At 33.5% G+C, this 19,985-nt stretch carries 17 protein-coding genes; 7 read left to right on the top strand and 10 right to left on the bottom strand.

Annotated features, from left to right (window positions below; genetic code table 11):
* Nucleotides 1-237 precede the first annotated feature (237 nt).
* Nucleotides 238-594 (bottom strand): hypothetical protein, encoded by a 357-nt coding sequence (locus ACMT7R_RS10410; protein ID WP_415311768.1) that lies wholly within the window; start codon nt 592-594, stop codon nt 238-240.
* Nucleotides 595-909: 315 nt separating this feature from the next.
* Entirely contained in the window at nt 910-1,704 is a 795-nt protein-coding gene (locus ACMT7R_RS10405) for an AN1-type zinc finger domain-containing protein (protein WP_415311767.1), read from the bottom strand.
* 1,632 nt (nt 1,705-3,336) lie between these two features.
* Between ACMT7R_RS10405 and ACMT7R_RS10400 the strand changes: the two genes are divergently transcribed.
* Nucleotides 3,337-3,726 carry a hypothetical protein gene (locus ACMT7R_RS10400; protein ID WP_415311765.1) on the top strand — a complete coding sequence of 130 codons (390 nt, stop codon included), beginning with the start codon at nt 3,337-3,339 and terminating at the stop codon, nt 3,724-3,726.
* A 210-nt stretch (nt 3,727-3,936) separates the two neighbouring features.
* On the opposite strand, the gene ACMT7R_RS10395 is transcribed toward ACMT7R_RS10400, so the two are convergent.
* The 3 genes from ACMT7R_RS10395 to ACMT7R_RS10385 form a co-directional block, all read right to left on the bottom strand.
* Nucleotides 3,937-4,191 (bottom strand): hypothetical protein, encoded by a 255-nt coding sequence (locus ACMT7R_RS10395; RefSeq protein WP_415311763.1) that lies wholly within the window; start codon nt 4,189-4,191, stop codon nt 3,937-3,939.
* Nucleotides 4,192-5,489: 1,298 nt separating this feature from the next.
* On the bottom strand, nt 5,490-5,894 hold the full coding sequence (locus ACMT7R_RS10390; protein WP_415311761.1) for a response regulator: 405 nt from the start codon (nt 5,892-5,894) through the stop codon (nt 5,490-5,492).
* A 1,323-nt stretch (nt 5,895-7,217) separates the two neighbouring features.
* Nucleotides 7,218-7,721 (bottom strand): Dps family protein, encoded by a 504-nt coding sequence (locus ACMT7R_RS10385; protein ID WP_415311760.1) that lies wholly within the window; start codon nt 7,719-7,721, stop codon nt 7,218-7,220.
* Nucleotides 7,722-8,225: 504 nt separating this feature from the next.
* On the opposite strand from ACMT7R_RS10385, the gene ACMT7R_RS10380 reads away from it, so the two are divergent.
* From ACMT7R_RS10380 to ACMT7R_RS10370, 3 genes are all read left to right on the top strand, one after another.
* Nucleotides 8,226-9,134 carry a TPM domain-containing protein gene (locus tag ACMT7R_RS10380; protein WP_415311758.1) on the top strand — a complete coding sequence of 303 codons (909 nt, stop codon included), beginning with the start codon at nt 8,226-8,228 and terminating at the stop codon, nt 9,132-9,134.
* Nucleotides 9,034-9,798 carry a LemA family protein gene (locus tag ACMT7R_RS10375; protein ID WP_415311756.1) on the top strand — a complete coding sequence of 255 codons (765 nt, stop codon included), beginning with the start codon at nt 9,034-9,036 and terminating at the stop codon, nt 9,796-9,798. The genes ACMT7R_RS10380 and ACMT7R_RS10375 overlap by 101 nt, the downstream gene beginning before the upstream one ends.
* Nucleotides 9,799-9,985: 187 nt before the next feature.
* Nucleotides 9,986-11,059, top strand: coding sequence for a radical SAM protein (locus tag ACMT7R_RS10370; protein ID WP_415311755.1), 1,074 nt, complete (start codon nt 9,986-9,988; stop codon nt 11,057-11,059).
* A 243-nt stretch (nt 11,060-11,302) separates the two neighbouring features.
* Here the strand turns inward: ACMT7R_RS10370 and ACMT7R_RS10365 are convergent, their stop codons facing one another.
* From ACMT7R_RS10365 to ACMT7R_RS10355, 3 genes are all read right to left on the bottom strand, one after another.
* Nucleotides 11,303-12,907 (bottom strand): ATP-binding protein, encoded by a 1,605-nt coding sequence (locus ACMT7R_RS10365; protein ID WP_415311754.1) that lies wholly within the window; start codon nt 12,905-12,907, stop codon nt 11,303-11,305.
* A gap of 1,343 nt (nt 12,908-14,250) precedes the next feature.
* Nucleotides 14,251-14,703, bottom strand: a complete 453-nt coding sequence (locus ACMT7R_RS10360) for a hypothetical protein (protein WP_415311753.1) — start codon at nt 14,701-14,703, stop codon at nt 14,251-14,253.
* Between the two features lie 104 nt (nt 14,704-14,807).
* Entirely contained in the window at nt 14,808-15,329 is a 522-nt protein-coding gene (locus ACMT7R_RS10355; protein WP_415311752.1) for a response regulator, read from the bottom strand.
* A gap of 356 nt (nt 15,330-15,685) precedes the next feature.
* Here ACMT7R_RS10355 and ACMT7R_RS10350 point away from each other — a divergent pair, with 356 nt between their 5' ends.
* On the top strand, nt 15,686-16,006 hold the full coding sequence (locus ACMT7R_RS10350) for a hypothetical protein (protein WP_415311751.1): 321 nt from the start codon (nt 15,686-15,688) through the stop codon (nt 16,004-16,006).
* Nucleotides 16,007-16,628: 622 nt separating this feature from the next.
* Here the strand turns inward: ACMT7R_RS10350 and ACMT7R_RS10345 are convergent.
* Together ACMT7R_RS10345 and ACMT7R_RS10340 are read right to left on the bottom strand one after the other, a co-directional pair.
* Nucleotides 16,629-17,876 (bottom strand): MBL fold metallo-hydrolase, encoded by a 1,248-nt coding sequence (locus ACMT7R_RS10345; RefSeq protein ID WP_415311750.1) that lies wholly within the window; start codon nt 17,874-17,876, stop codon nt 16,629-16,631.
* Nucleotides 17,877-18,049: 173 nt separating this feature from the next.
* The gene (locus ACMT7R_RS10340; protein WP_415311749.1) at nt 18,050-18,403 is read right to left on the bottom strand and encodes a hypothetical protein; all 354 of its coding nucleotides are present in this window, start codon (nt 18,401-18,403) and stop codon (nt 18,050-18,052) included.
* Nucleotides 18,404-18,896: 493 nt separating this feature from the next.
* Here ACMT7R_RS10340 and ACMT7R_RS10335 point away from each other — a divergent pair, with 493 nt between their 5' ends.
* Nucleotides 18,897-19,397, top strand: a complete 501-nt coding sequence (locus tag ACMT7R_RS10335; RefSeq protein WP_415311747.1) for a Mut7-C RNAse domain-containing protein — start codon at nt 18,897-18,899, stop codon at nt 19,395-19,397.
* 293 nt (nt 19,398-19,690) lie between these two features.
* Complete coding sequence (locus tag ACMT7R_RS10330; protein ID WP_415311746.1) at nt 19,691-19,897, top strand: hypothetical protein; 207 nt, start codon at nt 19,691-19,693, stop codon at nt 19,895-19,897.
* Nucleotides 19,898-19,985: the final 88 nt, after the last annotated feature.

Below are 19,985 nucleotides of genomic sequence, written 5' to 3'. Positions count from 1 at the left end.
GTGGGTTTTAGTGACTATTGTCTATGGGTTATTTGAGATCAAATTGGTTTTAAACCAATTTACAGTTGATAATCACCATAATCGATTTTAAATTTGCTTAGAATAATTTTTGTTTGAGAATAGGTTATTTTCGCCCTATTTAAAAAATCATATCAGAATTGAATAATTCATTCGATCATAGTAAACATCAACGAAATGATCTAATTTTATTCTAAGATCTAAAGAGAAATAAAAAATTTATGGGCAATCCACTGCGGATTGATTGGGTAACTGCATACAGTCCTCTTGTTCATTTACGGTTATACTATCCGTTAATGTGTTGTTAGTATCGCTTATGTTGGTATCATTTCCTAAGATATCAGCATTGCTACCTTCTATGCTTTCAAAAGACTGGATCGTTTCGGGACCTGTTTCATTGAGTGGAGGATAGTAGGGTTCTGAGTTATTTACAGTACCAACTTCCCCAGGTGTTCCCGGGTCTATCTCTGACGTTGCGAGTACATTTGCTGGGACAAGTCCCGAAACTACCGATGCAACTAAAACGAGAAAAGCAGGTGCCATTCCAAGCATTACTGAACTTTTTACTAAATTCATTATGAGTAATCATGTGAAATAGAATTAAAACATTTTGGTTTATGAAAAAGACATGGACAATAAGTGAAATTACTAGCTTTAAATTGACGAAGAAGATAGTATAAAATGCCAATCGGCAATCAATTATTATCGGATAAAAAGATAAAGCCAATCAAGCTATGCTGATCTCGTTTTGGTAACCAGAACAGTACAAGTTGACTGCCAAATCAAACAGACTGAGCAGAGTTGCGATCTGAACAAAATCACTAATCATCTTGAAGAGTGATCGCCTAACTACAACAATTTACAAGAAGCATGCCCATCCTCTAATTATGCCTACAGATATCCAATAACAAATAGCACCATTGCAGCAGTCATCGAAATGCCCCAGACAACTTTGTTCCAATCGAAGATTTTTTGACCATCTAATACTCCCATTGGAATTAAATTGAACATGGCGATCCAACCATTAAATGACGCCCCGATCGCAAAATAATGGCTATTTGAGTCATTAGATAAATTTGATAACAATAGGAACGAAAACCCCATTATCAAATTAGTTACAGGACCAATTAGGGCGACTCTACCGAATTTCTGCCTATCTGCTAAGTGAACCATAACTGCTCCGGGAGCAATAAATTTGAAGGGCATTATGGGAAGAGCAGAAATGGCAGTTATTATTAATCCATACATTTCTGCTCGAAACTCGGCCCAACTACCGTAGTATTGAGCAAGAAACTTGTGAGCTAACTCATGTACTAAAAAAGCACTGATAAAAATTGTTAAAAACTGCCACGAAAATGACCTATATTGATTCAAAGACAGACCTACGCATGTAACCAATATAGTTGCAATAGTTAAATGAAGTAGTTCGGTTCGTGAACTTTTTAGTCTAAACATCCTCCGCATGGCGTTATTCCAAGAAGGATCATTGTTGCCAGAAGATCTAAGTTGAGAAAATTTCGTGTCCTGGTTTTTTTTGATGTAAGTTGAAAGAAAGGGACATGAGTGTATTAAGGGGTTTCGATGATCGCTACAAAAATATTCTTTGCAATAGGTACATCTGAATGGGAGATTCTCCACTTTATCACAAAAAGAGCATTTAATAGAATTATTTTCTTGAGTGTCCATTTGAATAATCTTTAACCAAAATGTTTTCCTAACATCAATCTCATTCCTTTGTGATTATAGCCACATAGCAAAATACTCGTATAATTGGTGACAGAATTTATCAGTAAAATCAGAGATTTATGAGAATTCGACAAATGATCATTCACAAAAATAATTAGCCATTCCACATATTTAATAATTGATTCAGTCTAGGATATCGGAATATAATCTGATGATTTCGCGACTACCAAGAGAAAAAAGATCTGGATTTTGAATTTATATACATTAATCATAAAATTTTTGAAATTCTCTGAGTTTCGGTTAGATAATTAATCCCCTTGCGATAAATTGCAAGTCGCATGTTGGTAATTTATTGATCTCAAACATGATGGTTTTTTTATAGGTTTTCCTTCAAACTAGTCCTTATGCTATATAGTGGTCAAGGTACTTGCATTATATCATGTGATTTAGATCGAGATTCTAACTTTAGGTCGGGCTTCCTTTGTTACGGTTACTGGTAAATCTAGTATGGGAAATTCTGTCTGAATGTATGAAAAGACGATTAGACATTGAAAACACTAGAAAGTTAATATAACTACAATTAATATCATTGAGTTCATGTACAACACCAAGTATAGGTATATCAAACTATTAAACAAAAAATAGAATTGAATTCAATACTTAAAATGATATTTTTTAAACAAGTTTTCGTTCAACAATCAAGTTAGATTTGGGAAAGAAATAGTAAAATATTTTCAAATAATCAAATTGATGTAAACCTATGTAATGATTTTCACAAGTAACATGCGGCAATGCTTCAATACGGTTTCATTTTGATGATGCCTCTGCAATAAATTTATCGGTTGGAAGATTTGGTAGATAATATAAAATGAATTGCCCTTTTTATACCCAGATCACTTTCATGAAATGTATCTTCACAATTTAAGTGAATCTTCAAAAGCATTTCTGCAGTCCACCTTCCAAGACCCTTAATTTTAATTAATTCGCTTATTACTTCCTCGTTTTTAAGACGGCAAATATTTTGAGTTTAATTCATTTGAGGGATATTGATGATTGATCTATTATATATTCAATTTTTTGAACAACAGTCAAAATTGGAGTGTAGAATTTGTTGTGGGGTTTCCAGAATCTATCGAGGAGATGGAAAAGATGGATTGTAATACATAACGAATCTCTCGATAATTACATTGTCAGCTTTTCTGGCCAATTGCTGAAAAATATAGATCTAATCAAAGACTCGAAATCTTTATGCTATTCGATTGAATAGTTACCAACTAAACATACAATTTGAGCCATTCAAACGTCGTTCTTTGACAGGGTCTCTATTGGACTTGTCTTTACCATTAAATGATATTATAATTTTTTCCACAATATTAAACTTGTTGAATTAGTATCTCCAAACTAGAAATCTAGATTTATTACAGTCATTGTCCAACGCCACTATCCTACATAATAAATTCAGTATTACAATAAAACGCCACTAGTTTATGATATATTTTTCAAGGAAATCGTATAAATTTCATTTTAAGTATTGATAAAAACGTAATGAGCCTAACGGGAGAAAAATTATTTTCATTTTCTAGAAGCAAATAGCATATAGGAATTATTTGCATACTTTTGATAATTTTAGTTGTGATTGAAAATAACAAAACGCCTTTCAGTCAATCGCAGATAAACCCTCAATCAGCCTTAAATTCCATTGGTAAAACCGTTCAAGATAATAGTCTAATCGCAGGTCTTGTTGGAATAGATCAAGCTGTAAACATATGTAACAATGTACAATCAATTGGCTCAAATCAGGCACTTTCTGAACTTTGCAATGTTGTTTCCGGTTTAAAGATCATAAATGGTGATTCTTATTGCAACACACAAACACAGCAAGCAGATCAGAAAAGTCAAGTTCAAGTCGAAAATGGCATTCGGAATACTTTAGCTAACAGCAATGATAACCAGGACGCCAACAAACCAGGATCAATCATAGATAGATTGATTGGATTCTTGCTAAATCAATTTGGACTGTAGAGTAATGCAATGAAAAGACTAAAAAATTAAATTTTATTTCTGCAGATTTATTGCAGAATGTATCATAATATGATCCGTTGGATTTAACTTATGTACCTTATTTGACAAGGGTCCTTGATCATATAGAACCTTGAATGAAAGAATTTTCCTAACCAGGATTCAAGTATAAATTAAAAATAATTTTATTTCAGGTAAAATATATGGTATAAGCTATTTCCTAGATAGTGTGAATGTGTGGGCATTAGAAGCGTCGTAAGTCGGAGGGATTGGACTAGTAGAGAAGCAATTTTGTTTTGAGATAATAATGCCACTATCAGATGTACATTTTCGATTGGGTGTTTGACCAGCAATAGTTGAAAGAAACCTAATTCGTAATATCTGCAATGAGAGAAGTACGATTATTATAGTAGTAAGGTTGAAATCAGAATCGTTATTGGGAGAGCGAGTATTATGCAGAGATCTCATAATAAAATATTATTTATCAAAATATATGATCAACTTCACCTTAGCTAAATTCCTCTTTATCTACAAGTAATATTACTACAGATGTAGTTTTGTCCCTAATATGCGTAAGCACCGTCAGCAGGTCTACATTGGTTGCATAACTTAACTTTCTCATTTGTATCCTTCCTGGTAACGACCATTATTTCAACATTATCCAAGCCACAATCTTCACACTTTCCAATCATCAACATTCTATGTCTATCATAGTTAAAATAGATATTATGATCTAGGTCAGTTAGGTTGAGAGTAGCAGCATGCTAATAATGTCATTTCTCCGAATAAATCCATAAAATTTTTATGATTGATTTGATACCAATGCTTTAAAACTTGCAAATTACTTCTCAATTGAAAAACATCGTATCTCCCATTTAATGAACATAGCAGGACATAAATCATTTTCATAAGACCCAACTGAATATGTTGAGCCGTTAATAAATAGTGATTCCGATTGAAACTATTTCATATAGAACAGCATATGTAACTGAACATACGATATAATACCAACTAGAACAAAAATTAATACGATAAATAATAGCTGTATTGATGAAGTGCTGATATTAAAATAGGTATCTAATTATCCTGTTTCAAAGAACACAATACTATATGCATACAAACGATATTATTCTATAATAGGTCTGGCTTCAGGCATCGATTGGAATGAGATGTCTAAGAAGGAAGCAAGAGCGAGTAATGATACACATTTGGGCGAAATTCATCAATCCCTAAGAGAATGAGTAATTGTTCAAAAGGATCGATCGACAAGAAAATACACGATTTTAAAGTCCTTAGTAAAAATTTTGATGGTAAGATCCTTACTAGTGAGATTCCAGAAAATCAAGTGATAGACTTAAAAAGACAAATCTGATTCACTGACAGTCAGAGATCAATATCTAGCTACCACTGATATTGATTTAGGAGGTGGAAATGGTGGAGGCATACAAATAGAACCGCCTGCAGACAATTCAATCTCGAGTTCTGAGTCTACGTAAAATATTATTGCAATTTGCAGGCGGTAATTTAATTTTTAATAAATCTCAATAGTTCATTTTGAGGTTGTTATGAGAACTAAACGTAAAGGGTTAATAGATATGATGTATCTTTCATTAATTTAATTTGAAGAAATTTTTTAGCCAGTTACTAAATAAGATTTAATGAAAAGATTCCGAGTAAGAATTATCAATTCATAAAACGCAAATATTTTCGGTAACAAGTTTTTGAAGTAATAGGTTCGGTAAATAAAAGTACTATTAGTCATTTTCTCAACAAATGATTTCCATTGCCTCTTGGATCATTTGTCGCATTTTAATTGGTTTCTGCAAGAATTTTTCTATATACTTATTCTCAAGCAAATCTTTCTTGATGGGTTCATCTAGATTATAGGCAGACAATAAGATAATCTTTATGCCGTTGTGCTCTTTTATTTTTTTTGCGACTTCATCTCCAAGCATATCTTCCAATTTATAATCTAAAATGAGCAAATCTATATTGGCGCCATTAGATTTTTGGTCCAAATACTTGTTTATGCAGTCATTCCCAGAGCAAACCTTAATCACCTCATATCTTGATTCTAAAACTTTTGAATATAATTCTAAAAGTTCGCTTTCATCTTCACAAACCATAACAACTTTTTTCCTTGAGGGCCCAATTGGTTTGGGATTTTCCATCTAAATTTAAAATCAAATCCTCGGTATAAAAATTTTCATTTAAAATTTTGGCGTGAATTGAATTCATCCTTGCAAAAAAAAATCAAAAAATTTCACTACTTCTTGATAAGGAAAACTAATTCTAATTTTTAATATTCTAAAGCGTTGATAGAGATCTATCCAATAATTGACATAAAGTACGTTTCTCTACCCTCTAATTTATCATAGATTTTAAATCACTTTGTAACACTAGAATGAATATAGTCAAGAATTGGCGATCCAGTAGAGTGCTGCTGCTATGAATATTCCTATTGCAATGCCATTTATGATTTTCCATTTTCTATCCATTATCTCTTATGATACCGCTGTTACAGAATATTATTTTAAGATACCTATGGTCACACATGTCTATTGTGCTAAACCTAGCACAAAATGAAATGAAATACCTTCGGAAGCTATAGATTAACATAACATTTTATTTTCTTGATTGTATATTATTATTCTACATTCATAACATGCTGTTAATGGATTGTTGGAGATCGGCCAATTGCATTTTGCGTTAACCTCATTTTAGTAGTTTTTGTTCAGATCCTACAAACTTATCTGATAATAGCTACTATTATTGGTGCGGAGGGATACAATCACAATAAAAAAAAGATTTGAGTTCTATCTGTTGCTAAACATTTTTTTTCCTTAATTTTTGATATACAAACAAGCGTTCAGTAATTCTTGGGTTATAACTGCGAAATCACTCACGTCCTCAATAAATGCCTAGTAGCTTTTAACATGCCTGGATTTAGCTAAGCATAACCTCTTTTTTATCGAGGTATATACGATATTGATTCAATATATGACATGAAATTTTGTCGAAATTTTTGTTTTAACGCATATTAGTTTCTATTGTGAACATATTTTCTATTATGTTCATTTACGCTTCCTCCGTAGACTAGATTCAGGTTCATTCAAGACCACAATTACATGTAAGATTGAGTGAGATGATACAAATGTTGGCAGGGAAATGCTTCATATCATCCATATACTTGAATAGAAAAAACGGATTTTTCAAATAGACCAGTTAGATAATAATATTTCAATTATTGAAGCTAATATCCAATTTTAGAGATAGTAAATCAATAGAATTGAATTAAGATTCTATCGATTAACTTCTTCTTCTTTTGGCTAAAATATGCTAGTTCGCCTTGATTGACGAATCAAAATTAGTTATATAGTTAAAAATAAGTATGCAACAAGAAACTGTGAAGTATACAGAGAGAATAGAACAATTGAGTGATAATAAAAACTAATCACTTGGATAAACTCATTTGTAAATTGTTAATCTTTAATCTAGTCTAGATGGGTTCTTAACATCCAAGCCATTTTTTCGTGAATTTCCATTAGGCCTATGAGAAAATCGTTGGTACCACTATCATTATATTCTTCATCACAGTCTTTAGCACTTTTTCGTAAAAATTTAATCGTACTCTCATGATCTTTTAGGAGATTCGAAATCATTTTTATGTCGGAGGGGTACTCACCTGGATTTTCTTTCAAATTTGCAATTTGTATGAATTCATTCAGTGTGGCTACAGATAAACCTCCCAATTGTCGGGTTCTTTCAGCTATTTCATCTATCATTTCATCCAATTTTTCGTACTGCTCTTGAAAGAATTCATGTCGCTCCTTGAAATCCTTACCTACTACGTTCCAATGATAATTGCGAGTTTTTGTGTAAAGGACGTATTCATCTGCTAATAGGGTATTTAAAATTCCGACCACTTCTTTTCGGTTTTCTGACTCGATACCGATATCGACATTTTCTCTCATCTCATTAATCTGTTTTTCAAGCATAATGTAGTATATGGTAAAGAAAGTTTTTATAGATAACAAATTTGTGTCTAAAATCTTTCGCTTAGATGATGACTCTATTTGCCCTATATGCAAGTAGAATGGCTATTAGTCTAATTAATGAAATGAATTTGGTTTTAAAATTTTAAATCTAAAAAAATTATGGATATGTATTGGAATATTGCGAACCCCGTGAATTTTTTTTCTGTGAGTTTACGTAATCACTATGACCGCATTCTAAAACCCTGCCTCGTTAGCAGACACAATATACTTTTGGCATGAAAAAGATTTTGCAACAGTTTTTACCTTTACACAATTTAAGGCACACACAAAGATATCACAATAGGCTTACCGAGGTCAGTATAATCCTACAGAATCTTGAGAAGTTGTATACTCACGCTGAGTAGGCCAATCCCCGGAAAAATGAATAGATGATATTAATGAAATACGAATAGATAGAGAGATTAATCTCTTTACCTATTAAGTAGACAAATATTGAGATTCAGTTTGGGCAAATTAAAACCGTTTTCCGTTCTCGATAGGAAGAAAAAAGAAATGATTTTCCCTCTCTTAAATTGTTTAGTTCTATCTTCTCTTTTTATTGCAGGAGACTCCATTTATCCAGTTCATGCCTCTCCGGAAGGATCTCGTCCGTCTTATGTTTATGACAGGGCTAACATCATTAGTCCAGATTATGAAGAATTACTGAACGACTACAGTCGTCAGCTAGATAGGGCGACTTCTACAGAAATTATTGTTTTTACGATTCCCGGGTTTATTGGACATGGTATAATGAAAGACGGAATAGAAATTCAGGATAGAGATTCACTTTCAAATTTCATTTACAATGAACTATCACTTGATGGCATCACAGGTATCGGTAAAAAAGGAATAGACAATGGTGTACTGCTGCTCTATTCATCTAATCCAGACGCCGCTGGCGGCTCAATGCGGATTGAAGTTGGAAGAGGATTAGAGGGAAACATAACGGATGGGATAGCAGGAGAAATTCTTGACAGATATCTTGTTCCAGCTAGGGACACTTTTAATCAAGATAGAAATATTACAGTAATTGATAACGGAATTTTCAATACTGTTGTTGCTCTTGGTCAGTATTCTGGATATAGTAGTAGTGATCCAAAATACAAACTTTCAACGGAAATCAGCCAAGAAGAATCACTTGACTACTTTAGCATTATTGTCTTGGTAGCAATAATTGCTATAATATTGATAACGATACTTCGAAAGCGTGGAAATTATTGGTCTAGGAGCAGCAGATATGGCGGAAGTGGCTGGTATGGCGGTGGTTTTGGGGGTGCGGGTAGCTGGACTAGAGGCGGAGGCCATTCGAGCGGAGGCGGAGGCCATTCGAGCGGAGGCGGAGGCCATTCGAGCGGAGGCGGAGCAGGCAGATGAAATATATGGTATGTTCAATAACTCTTATAAAAAGAGAAATTCAGAAATGGTAAGTAGAAATATCATAATTATTTTGGGTATTATTGCGATATTTGCTATTACTGTCATTATTATGATTGTGGTTTACTTTACAGGATATAATACTGCGCTCGCAAAGGATGAAAATGTAAAAAAACTCGCTGCCGATACAGATACTCAGTTGCAAAGGCGATATGACCTGATCCCGAATCTTGTGCAATCCGTAAAAGGTTATATGCAATTTGAGCAACAAACGTTAACGGAATTAACCCAACTGAGAACTCAATGGATGGCCACTTCTAGCGAAGATATCGCAGAGAAAAATCAAATAAGTAGTTTAATTGAAAATGCATTGGGTAGGATTGTGTTAACATATGAAGCATATCCTGCGTTAAAAGCTGATCAAGTAGTTACGAGATTAATGGATGAATTAGCAGGAACAGAAAATAGAATAACCGTGGCAAGGACTTACTACAACGATGGGGTAAGAGAATACAATATCTTTCTAAAATCATTTCCTAATGTTTATTATAACAATAACGGATTCCTAGGATTGAAACCTTGGGGATTTTCTGAACTTCCACAGTTCCAAGCAAGCTCTTTAGTTAGGACTTCCGTTCCCCAAGTTAATTTGAGCTTGGCTTAATCAAGTCACGCAGTTCTATAAGTAAATTGCAAGCAACATATTTCATTTATTAATAGAGACTGATTTATTTGTCAACAACATCTTATCAGAATCAATATGTCGTATGAGCATTAAAATTGCCATCTCTAACGCAGTCGATAAGCGATCAGCCAACAATGTTATCTATCATAGATGAATCTATGGAGGTATGGTTGTAGATACAATTCGTACCCTAAAATTATTGGGGAATTGGGCTGGAAACAGGATTATACAAAAAAGACGTCCATTAATTGCTGTTTTCAGTTTGACCCACTATTGTAACTACTATTGCCCAATGTGTCCGTTTGGAGAATCAGATAAGACGGGTCAAATCAAGTTTGCCAAGAGCAATGATCTTACTACCGACCAATGGAAAATCATATTTGACAAGGCCTCCAAGTATTGCATTTGGTCAATTATCGAAGGGGGAGAGCCCACATCTCGGCCTGATTTTATGGAGTTAGTAAAATATCTATATGAAATCAAAACGCCAGTCAGTGTCATATCAAATTGCTCGTTACTCCACAAATTAGATCTACCACATCTCAGAAGATATATCCAATTCATTACGTGTAGTATAGATTCCGTATATGAAGACTCGTATTGCAAAGTTCGAGGGGTCAATGGAGATACATTTAACAAAGTGTTAAGAAACATTCGCTTGTTACAAGAACATGATATACCTCATTACTTTAATAGCGTGATAACCAAATTTAATACCAAGGAATTTATCGAGCAAACATATTTTGAGAAAGCTCTTGAGCTCGGGTCCGATGCCGTTTCTCTAACATTTGTAGAAGATAGATCAGACGTAGATTATTCACTACTTCCGGATAGAAAAACTATGAACAAAGTGTGTGAGAGCATATTAGACTATACCAAGAGAAAGACCAAGCCGAGGATCATGATTCCTGACTTGTACTTTAAACAAATACTAGAGAATGGACATGTACTTTTTGATGAATGTGGAGTATGGAAAAGCATATTTGTTAATGGAGACGGTTCGGTGCTGGTACCGTGCTGGAAATTTAAAGGACCTGAGAATACTTATAATCTGTTATCCCAAAGCATTGACGAGATATGGAATGCTCCGCAATGGGACATTGCAAAAACCTGTCATGATTGCAAGGTTTTAGGATGTATTTGGTACTCCTCCCAACCATTAACCACATTTGTAAGCAACTATATGCAAGGATTATCGCAATATATATCTCATAAAAATCCTGAAATCGATATTCGATAAGAAGTAGAAATTAACAGGAGCCAACTCAAATAAAATGTGACTACTAAAATGGTAAATTTAAGATTCAAAATAGAAGGTATCTTGTAACATTCCGTATCAACTCCATATGGCAGATTGAACCACGAGTAATTATAACTAGACTGTGAAATTATAACCAGATATTTATTGATTTTGATATGTGTCTCACATAGATTACACTTTCAAGATATTGTTGTTATTTAGCAGGGTTGACATTTTCCATACCTACATCTCATCAAGTGGTAGACTGAATGAAAAAGTCGATCCCTTGCCATCCTTGTTATTTCGGGCCCAAATTTTACCTTTGTGTGCTTCTATGATACTTTTTGTGATATACAACCCCAGACCTGTACCTTGATTAGATTTTGTAACAAATTTTGTAAACAGCCTAGGCAAAATATCCTTATCGATCCCCTTGCCATGATCGATAATTGATACCACAACCATTTCACTAGGCGTGTTATCATCCATTCTACCAGAAACGAAAGTTTGGTTTTTAGAGTCTTTTTCATGACTTTGGGTATTTGGGACTATTTCAACAGTTATGTTAATGGGATTGCCTTCGGAGAACTTTATGGCATTATTAAGTAAATTGGAAAGCACTTCAAATATTCTAATCTTGTCGGCGTATACTGGAATAGGATCGATTTCTTGTTGATAAACAATCTTAACCTGATCTCCAGGCCTGTTTTGTGTATCCAGATCATTGTACTTCTTGGTAATATCCTTTATGACATTTTGTATTTTTTCGTTTAAGTTGAATCTTTCCTTGTGAATTTCCAACTGATTGCTTTCTATTCGTGACGTATCTAGAATATCATTTACAAGTTTTTCAAGCCTTTGAGAATTTCGGTATGTTGATTGTAATCCCCTTATAAAATCCGCGAGTTTTTCTTTATCTTCCAGTATCTCCTGAAATTCCTTTCTAAGCTCATTCTCATTGTGCCCGGTATTCTGCATAATAGATGGTATATGCATTATCTCGATTAGATCTAGGTTTCCCGAGATCGCTTGTGTAGGAGTTCTAAGTTCATGTGCCGCGATATTGATGAATTCTCTTTGAAGTTTATCGTGCGTTTTTAAGTCTTCATTTGCTTGTTCAAGTTTTCCAACTGATTCGGATAATTGAGTGGTTTTTTGACTTACATTTTCTTTTAAGATCTTGTTCCAATGTAATAACATAATTGCTACGATCAATGATATTGATGCAATCACTAAGATTATAGAGAAATTGACCAATATTAGAGTATCAATTAGACTTATAACCTCTACTGATAATATATGAGGAACGGTTATGAATAACGTCCCTATTCTGGTACTGGATTCATCCCTGTTTGGAACGTTAACAGCCTGATATGCAATAGTAGTTGTTGAATTTTCAAACTTGAATTCTTGCACACCATTCTCCGACTTCATGGCTCTGTTGATTATATCATTGAATCCTTCTTCTCTATCCTTTAAAATCGATTTCATATACGATTGAAAATCATTACCGAAGAAATCAACACCAATGAATGATTGATCTGATGAGTAAATTATAGTACCGTTTCGGTCTATAAAACCAATATCACCATTAAATTTGGGATGCATTTGAGATTCGAGAAAATTCCCAAGCGTTTTGGCTGCAACGGAAGCTACAATCACACCTTCAAATCTGGTGGGATTAGCAACATCAAGATCGCTTATATGGGTGGGAGTAACTGTTTGATTATTCTTGGTAATCGGTAAGGAAATGAAAACTCTTGGAACGCTATCATTCGAATCTATCACGGTATTTATGAATAATTCACCATCTCTTTTAGGAATTTGAAAATAATCTCTGTGACTCAAATTGATTCCCTCATATCGCGAATTCTATCCCTGATCTTTTCCAGTAAAGGTAACTAAAGTTCCATTTCTATCTAGAAGATAATATCCATCTGTTAGCTGATCCGTAGTATTTTGAGACAGAGCCAAAAGTCTTTCGATACCAGTAATATTCCAATTAAGTATGGAAGGCGAATTTACAATTCTCTCAAGATTAGAGTTAATGAAGAAAATAGAATTACTTAGCTTATTTGATATACTATAAACTTCAATCTCAGAATTTGTTTCTAAATCACTTAATGCAAGCTCTTGGACTTCATTGACGGTTTATGTAAAATAATTATGTGAAACTACTCCCAAAATGATTGAGGTAATTACCACGATTGGCAAAATTACAGAACTATTCTTACAATCTGACAGCCACAAGACAGTACATACCACAAATGTGGTATTATTAATATTTCTATGTTACCTTCATACTAATTTCTTATAATGAAATAAAACATATTTTCTTGGTGAATTCTCGAAAGAAACTCTCAACCCAGAAATTTTAGAAATAAAAGAAATCAAAATAAACATGACTACATAATTAAGCAAGTCTAAAAATTAACATAATATCCAAAGGGATTTGTTAGATTTTTGAATTTAAGGGAATGTCAGTGTTGATATCTAACCATGACCGAGAAGAATTGAGCATTTGATTTGACAACAAATTAATTGAACCTTTGTAAGCTCTGTCTTCCAGCGGGTCACAACACATCAAAAAGCTATTACCACTAGATGAGATTACAAACAAGTATATAACGATCGTATAATCCTCAAGTGAATTTAAGATACGGATTTAACCACATCTGTGCTAAATCCTTTTGAAATCCCAGTTCATAATTTCAGTAGCGCGCAAGATTTTTAGTCCAAGGGTTTTGAGTAGGATATGAAAAAGTTATGAATATGGTACATAATAACATAGAATTACAGGATATATGAAATCCAAGAGGAAAAAAGAAATATAAAGTATTTCTATCGGTGTTAAGAATAGAAACATTTTGCAAACAGTCATATACTTTACAGAGGTTACTCCGGTAGACAAATATATTCAGAAGTTAAAGTTGGCAGGGGAGATTATTACTGTTACTAAATATGCGAACCTCAGGTATTAATTTTTTACTATCTTGTTTGATAGCAAAAGAATATTTGTTCCGCCTATTCAAAAAAAAAGGAAATAAGATAGTACAAGGAAATCGAATGGTTGTATTAAGACCACATACGCTTAAACAAACCAGTACTTATCGTTACTAATACCCAACATGTAACATATATGAGTAAGATGTCCAACTTTCTTTTTTTGTTACTTTATTATGGTTTAATATTCAGGAACTGCTTTTATCTTCACCATGATGCTTACAAAAAGCACCAATTCCAAGCCCCAACACACTTGCAGCTATGGGTGCAACCAATAAAGCAGAGCTTTCAGGTAGTTTTAACTTATCCATTATCAATTGAACCACTGATGCACCAGTAACGACATCATCGGACTCCATTAGTTTATGCATGCTACCTGTTGGCCCGCAGAGATCATCGTGTAGTACTTCAGCATACGCAAACCATATGGACCTCCCGTCAGGATTTGTTGTATTATGTTCTAAATCTACATCAAAGAGTGCCGGCATAACTAGATCAACATCAATTCCTTGTCTCCTATAATCAATCAGAATTTCTTCCAGCTTGTAATATACAGGAACCAAACTTCCGCCGGATTTCTTAATTTTGGCCGAAACTTGATCAGCAAGTTCACCTGCTTTTTGAATATCAGGTAGACTCATCCATATCACCCTCTTAGATTTCGTTCTAATACTTGTTTATAAAATTTTAGTGCTGGTCAAATTTAACCTGAAAAATTACCAATTTTAGTATATTATATCGAGGTTTATCGCTCTATAGAGCATAGTAGTTCTGAGAGTCTAAATGGTTTAGTAAATACATCAGCTTCATTTACTTTTGCACTTTTGAGAAGTTCGTACGAAAGTTGTTCTCTTGGAGTTGTACTCATTATCATTATGCGTTGGTCTAAATCTATTTTACGGATCTCATTTGCAACAATTAGTCCGGGCATATTGTCTAGATGGGTATCTAATAAGATGACGTCATATTTTTTCTTCTTACTTGACTTGTTACCATTGAAATATTGGAGCACCCTATCGCCATTTTTAACCACGTCGTAATCGTAACCGAGAGAGTTTAGGAATAGTTTTAACATCGAAAGGATTTCTGAGTTTGATTCAGCAACTAAAATTGACTTTTTATTTATTGGTAAACTGGTCCGACCTTTGTTATACCCATGTTCGTTATGATTCAATGATTGTCGGAGATTCTCTTGAGTTCTTGCAGTTTTATTACCCAAATTCCATTCTATATCACCCCTTTTTCCTCTTCTATTGATCTGACTCATTGAGGCTATGTAACACAAGTATTCAATTGACATAAGTTTACCGACTAATGTAGATTTTTGGATAACATACTTAATAAACTGTTAATTACATTCGTAATGAAATATGGAAGTCGATATAAAAAATTAGATATATTTTAGATTCCTACGAGGCAATGGATTTTACATTTGTGCGATATCAACATGATATGAATATAATATGATGGTCTAAAAGTACTAATTCTTCGTTCCTATCCATCGAATTGGATTAAATTTGGTCTAAAATTGTTAAAAACAAGATGATATTGACTATTTGCTATATTTATAGACAAACTAATATAATGACCCCATAGATTGTAATTTGATATCAAGATTATACCATGTCAAACAAACCATGTATTTTCGCAACTGAAGCTGTAAAAGTTTCGGAAAGCATCAAAGAATTTTTGATTTATTCCGAAAATCACCATGGCGAATTTGGCATAAATATGTTAGATTTAGATGGAATATATCGTTTTATTGAGCTAAACAAACCGCAAACTGTAATAATTATTGGAGATGATATCCACGGGAGAGATATCATAGCTCTTTTAGAATATTTGTTGTCAAGAAAGTATAAACCGCTTATTTGTGAATTGTCAATACTGAGATCACCCAAGTACAATAGAGTAATGATAATAAAACTCCAAAGACTGGTCTAAAATAGTCGTATTAATGTCAGACATTAATTATTTATAAACACAACCAGTTAACACAAATGGACTCAAAATAGTGTTTGGTATTACATTTGTGATCACATTGGTACTCTTGAATTTAAAACTTACAATTCAAGCTGCAGTTTGCGAGGAAGATAATATGATAATTTCTTCTTAGTTCTATGATTCTAGACTATTCATACCATCGAAGGAATTTTATTAAAAAACTAGGTCTTTATTTTTGTCTTGTAGTTGTAGCCTCTACTTTCATTGAGGTGTTGGTTTAATCAGAATTAAGAAAAAATATATTAATAATTAGTAACCTAATTGGCTTCTATAACGAAATAAGGTCTTGTTAAGAAATCAAAACATTCATTTCTGGCAATACAATAACCTTTACTAAGACACTGTAGTCGATTACAAGACAAATTTAATTCACTATTGATTATTCACAACAATAACATAGATATTCTATAAGAAATTAAAGGGAATCTAAAATCACTCATTTGTCTGATTGTGTTGCTTGGAATGGGCCGCTATATATTATTGCGCGAAATTTCTCTATTTATTGGAAAGATAAATAGTTGTAATTCCTTCATAACAAAGAGGTATTAATTTAAGGTACCTATCATGTCCTAATCCCACATGAATTTGGTCCAGCTTCTAAATCCCTAAACAACACAGTTTCACAAGAAATGAGATTCCTATTTATTTTTACAATCTTATCATAATTCATTGGTTGTGGAGGAATATTTGATGAGACATATTCCGAAAAACTGTTCTCTGATTGAGTAATATCTCCTAATTTTTGTTTAATTGATTTCAAGCTGTTGAATATGAGTTTGTTATGTGAAAAGATTTCACTATAATGTGTTGGTAATACTATGGTATTATCAGGCATACTAAATATTTTAAGTTGATATGTTTGATAGAGATGGGCTGTGTACTGTTCAGCATTGTTGTGCAGATCAGGTCTGCCAACACCATTGACAAATAAAGTGTCTCCTGTGAATAACAATAAAGGATGATCAGAAACATTGCTCTCAGCTCCTAGCTTTTGATTGTCTTTCACTGCAGCATGATTGATGTCAAGAGTAAAGCTCATACTACCTTCAGTGTGTCCAGGAGTGTGAATAGCCTCTAAATAAAACTCATCTCCTATTTTTATTCTATCGCCATCAGCAATTCTCTTGATTTTAGAATGGGATTCTGGAGATATACCTTCTATAATGTAGTTTTCTATCGAACTAATGCTCAATTGAGCATTGTACTTTGATGCGATTTTTGTAGCGCCGGACAGATGATCTGCATGCATATGAGTATCAATAACATTAGAAATTGTAAGCTGATATGAAGATATCAAGTCATCAATGACGCTATCAATACCACATGTAGGATCTATTACAACAGCTGCTTTTTCTGTAATGGATGCGATGATATAACTCATGCATCCTTTTGAAATACGTCTTATTTGCCAAATTCTTAGAGGAATTGATTTTTCAATTTCAACGTCAGCTATGTCGTATACGTTACTCCATTCAGCAATTCCCCCCTCGACCGTACGAACTTTAAAACCCAAAGAAGAGAGTGCACTTGCAGCAAAGGACGAGCGCTGCCCGTGTGCGCAATACGCGATGATTTCCTTGTCCTTCGGTAGTTTCTTTAGCGATTCAGCTGACATCAAGGTATCAACAGGTATCAGAGTTGAATCTTGATACTTGTCATATGATATGGTCCACATGTCATGTTCTTGTTTAGTCCTTACATCTAGAATTAGAAAGTCATCCCCATCGTCCATTTTTTTCTTCAATTCAGATGGTTTGATTATCAGATCATTATTATCACCTTTTTTTGAGTTTCCAAGATTTGAAAGCATGTTTCCTATTTGGCAAGTTATTATTTATAAATCATAAATGAAACGTTAGTAGCTAAATAGGTTTATGGAATTACGTTCAATTCTAAAGACTCTAGCCTCGAATTTGTTTGGTTTCTTAGCATCATTGCTAGTTTGTCAAGAGCGGGTTTTTGATGAAAGTAATAAAATACCTATCATTTATTTTTTACCTCAAGGATCGTCTTAGCATCATTACCAACAAGATAGCAAAGATTGAGTACATATGCCGTGACAGCTCCTATGGGGGCATTGGCAACTTGTGATGCGGGGGTGGCATTTGAATCATTGTGAACTATTGACCTAAAATACTTCTCAATCGATTGGGTCGCTTGATAATATTGAAATTCAGGATTGGATATACCTTTTGCGAAAATACTTGAATTCATTATATTTGTCTGAATGAAACTTGGTTCGATAACTACTACCTTTATTCCAAAAGGTTGCAATTCATGATACAATGATTCGCATAATCCTTCTGAAGCATGTATTGTGCTCTGATAAGCAGACAATATTGGAGCACCCACGCAGCGTCCCTCGAACTTTGTGAGCGAGTGCAATTATTTTTATATTTTTAAACTATTTGAAGGATAATAAATCCGCATAGTTGGTCAAATAGATAGAAAGAATTGTCGCATTTTCAGACAGAAGCTGTGATACCTCGTTTTTAGATTCATCAGGATTAAACTTTTAAAACTCCATGCACACTTTCGTTTATTCTTTAATATTTTGTTGTACCTTAAGCAATATGAATGGTAAGGATACATCAAGGTGTGATTCTTGTGGTAATACACTAGTTTCCAAAAATAATGATACTATATGCAAGATTGCGAATAAGAGATATAAAACACAGGTTAGTTTTTTGAATGCTCTCCAGAATTTTTTGTAGATTCTTGGATGGATATCCTCAAAAGTCCAATAAATACATTACAACAGCTAGCCAAAATAAATTCATAAATGAGCTTGGAGAATCTTAAGTTCACGTAATTTTTTTGATTTATCAGCATGACCCCTCGAGCCAGCAATAATCCAAATTTTTATGTGGATGCCATGTTAGGGAAAATAGCAAAGAAACTAAGATTGTTTGGATTTGATACCATGTATAAAACAGGCATCAGTGATGAGTTATTAGTAGAACAAGCGTTACTTCAAAATAGAATTTTAGTTACCAAGGATAAGAATCTCTATCAAAGATTAAAAAGGTCTAAAATCCTAGTTGTGTTACCATTAAGAAATGACGAAGTGGGAATTTTAATAGAATTACTAAGATGTTGTAAAATTAGACATATAGACTTGTTACCTAATTCCTATACGAGGTGTCCTATATGTAATGGATTGCTGAAGACAATAAACAAAATTCGCGTGATTAATGAGATACCTCATAATGTTTTTGGACGAATTGATGCTGCATATAGATGTTCAAGTTGTATGAAGGTTTATTGGAATGGTACGCATATCAGTTGCATTAACGCAATAATCATGGAAATCAATACTCATTTGTATTGAAATTGGTAGGCTTAGTATCTAAACTATTTTCTGGTGTTATATAGCAAGATTGGTGGATGATTAAAGATCAAAAAGGGTTAATCTGTTAGATCGTCAAATAAATAGGATACTAATGTCATAACAGATTGGTATTCTTCCTTCTCTGTTACTCGTAGCCGGTTTCTCTGAGGCTTTTTTTGATTCCAGATATGCTATAAGAATACGATCTAATCTCAATGATACTACAAAAGTCCCCTATAGTAGTACTAATTTCCCTACGTCTACATCAGCTCACAAGGGATTGAAAAAGTTAGATGCCTATGGAAGATTTAGTGATTTCAAAATCACCAGAAGGTTTGTTAGTTCTAAACGCATCTGTAAGAAATAATCGCACTTTTCAAGTACACCACATAAAAATTATCCTTGAATTTTTTGATAAGGATGAAAACAGTTTGTGCAAAATTGAAGGGTTTGATATCCAGTCTTTACACACAACTAAACCAGAGGGAAAATTTGTCTAGTTTGATAAGGCCACAATTTTCAACCATACCGGCCAGAAGTACAGCTGTAAAAACTCTGGTGTTGTATCCTATTGCAAAAAATGTATTT

This window comes from Candidatus Nitrosocosmicus sp. FF01 (assembly GCF_047711275.1).
Classification (GTDB): Archaea; Thermoproteota; Nitrososphaeria; order Nitrososphaerales; family Nitrososphaeraceae; genus Nitrosocosmicus.
Note: the sequence above shows the minus strand (reverse complement) of the source record. Positions and strands in the feature narration are given on the sequence as shown.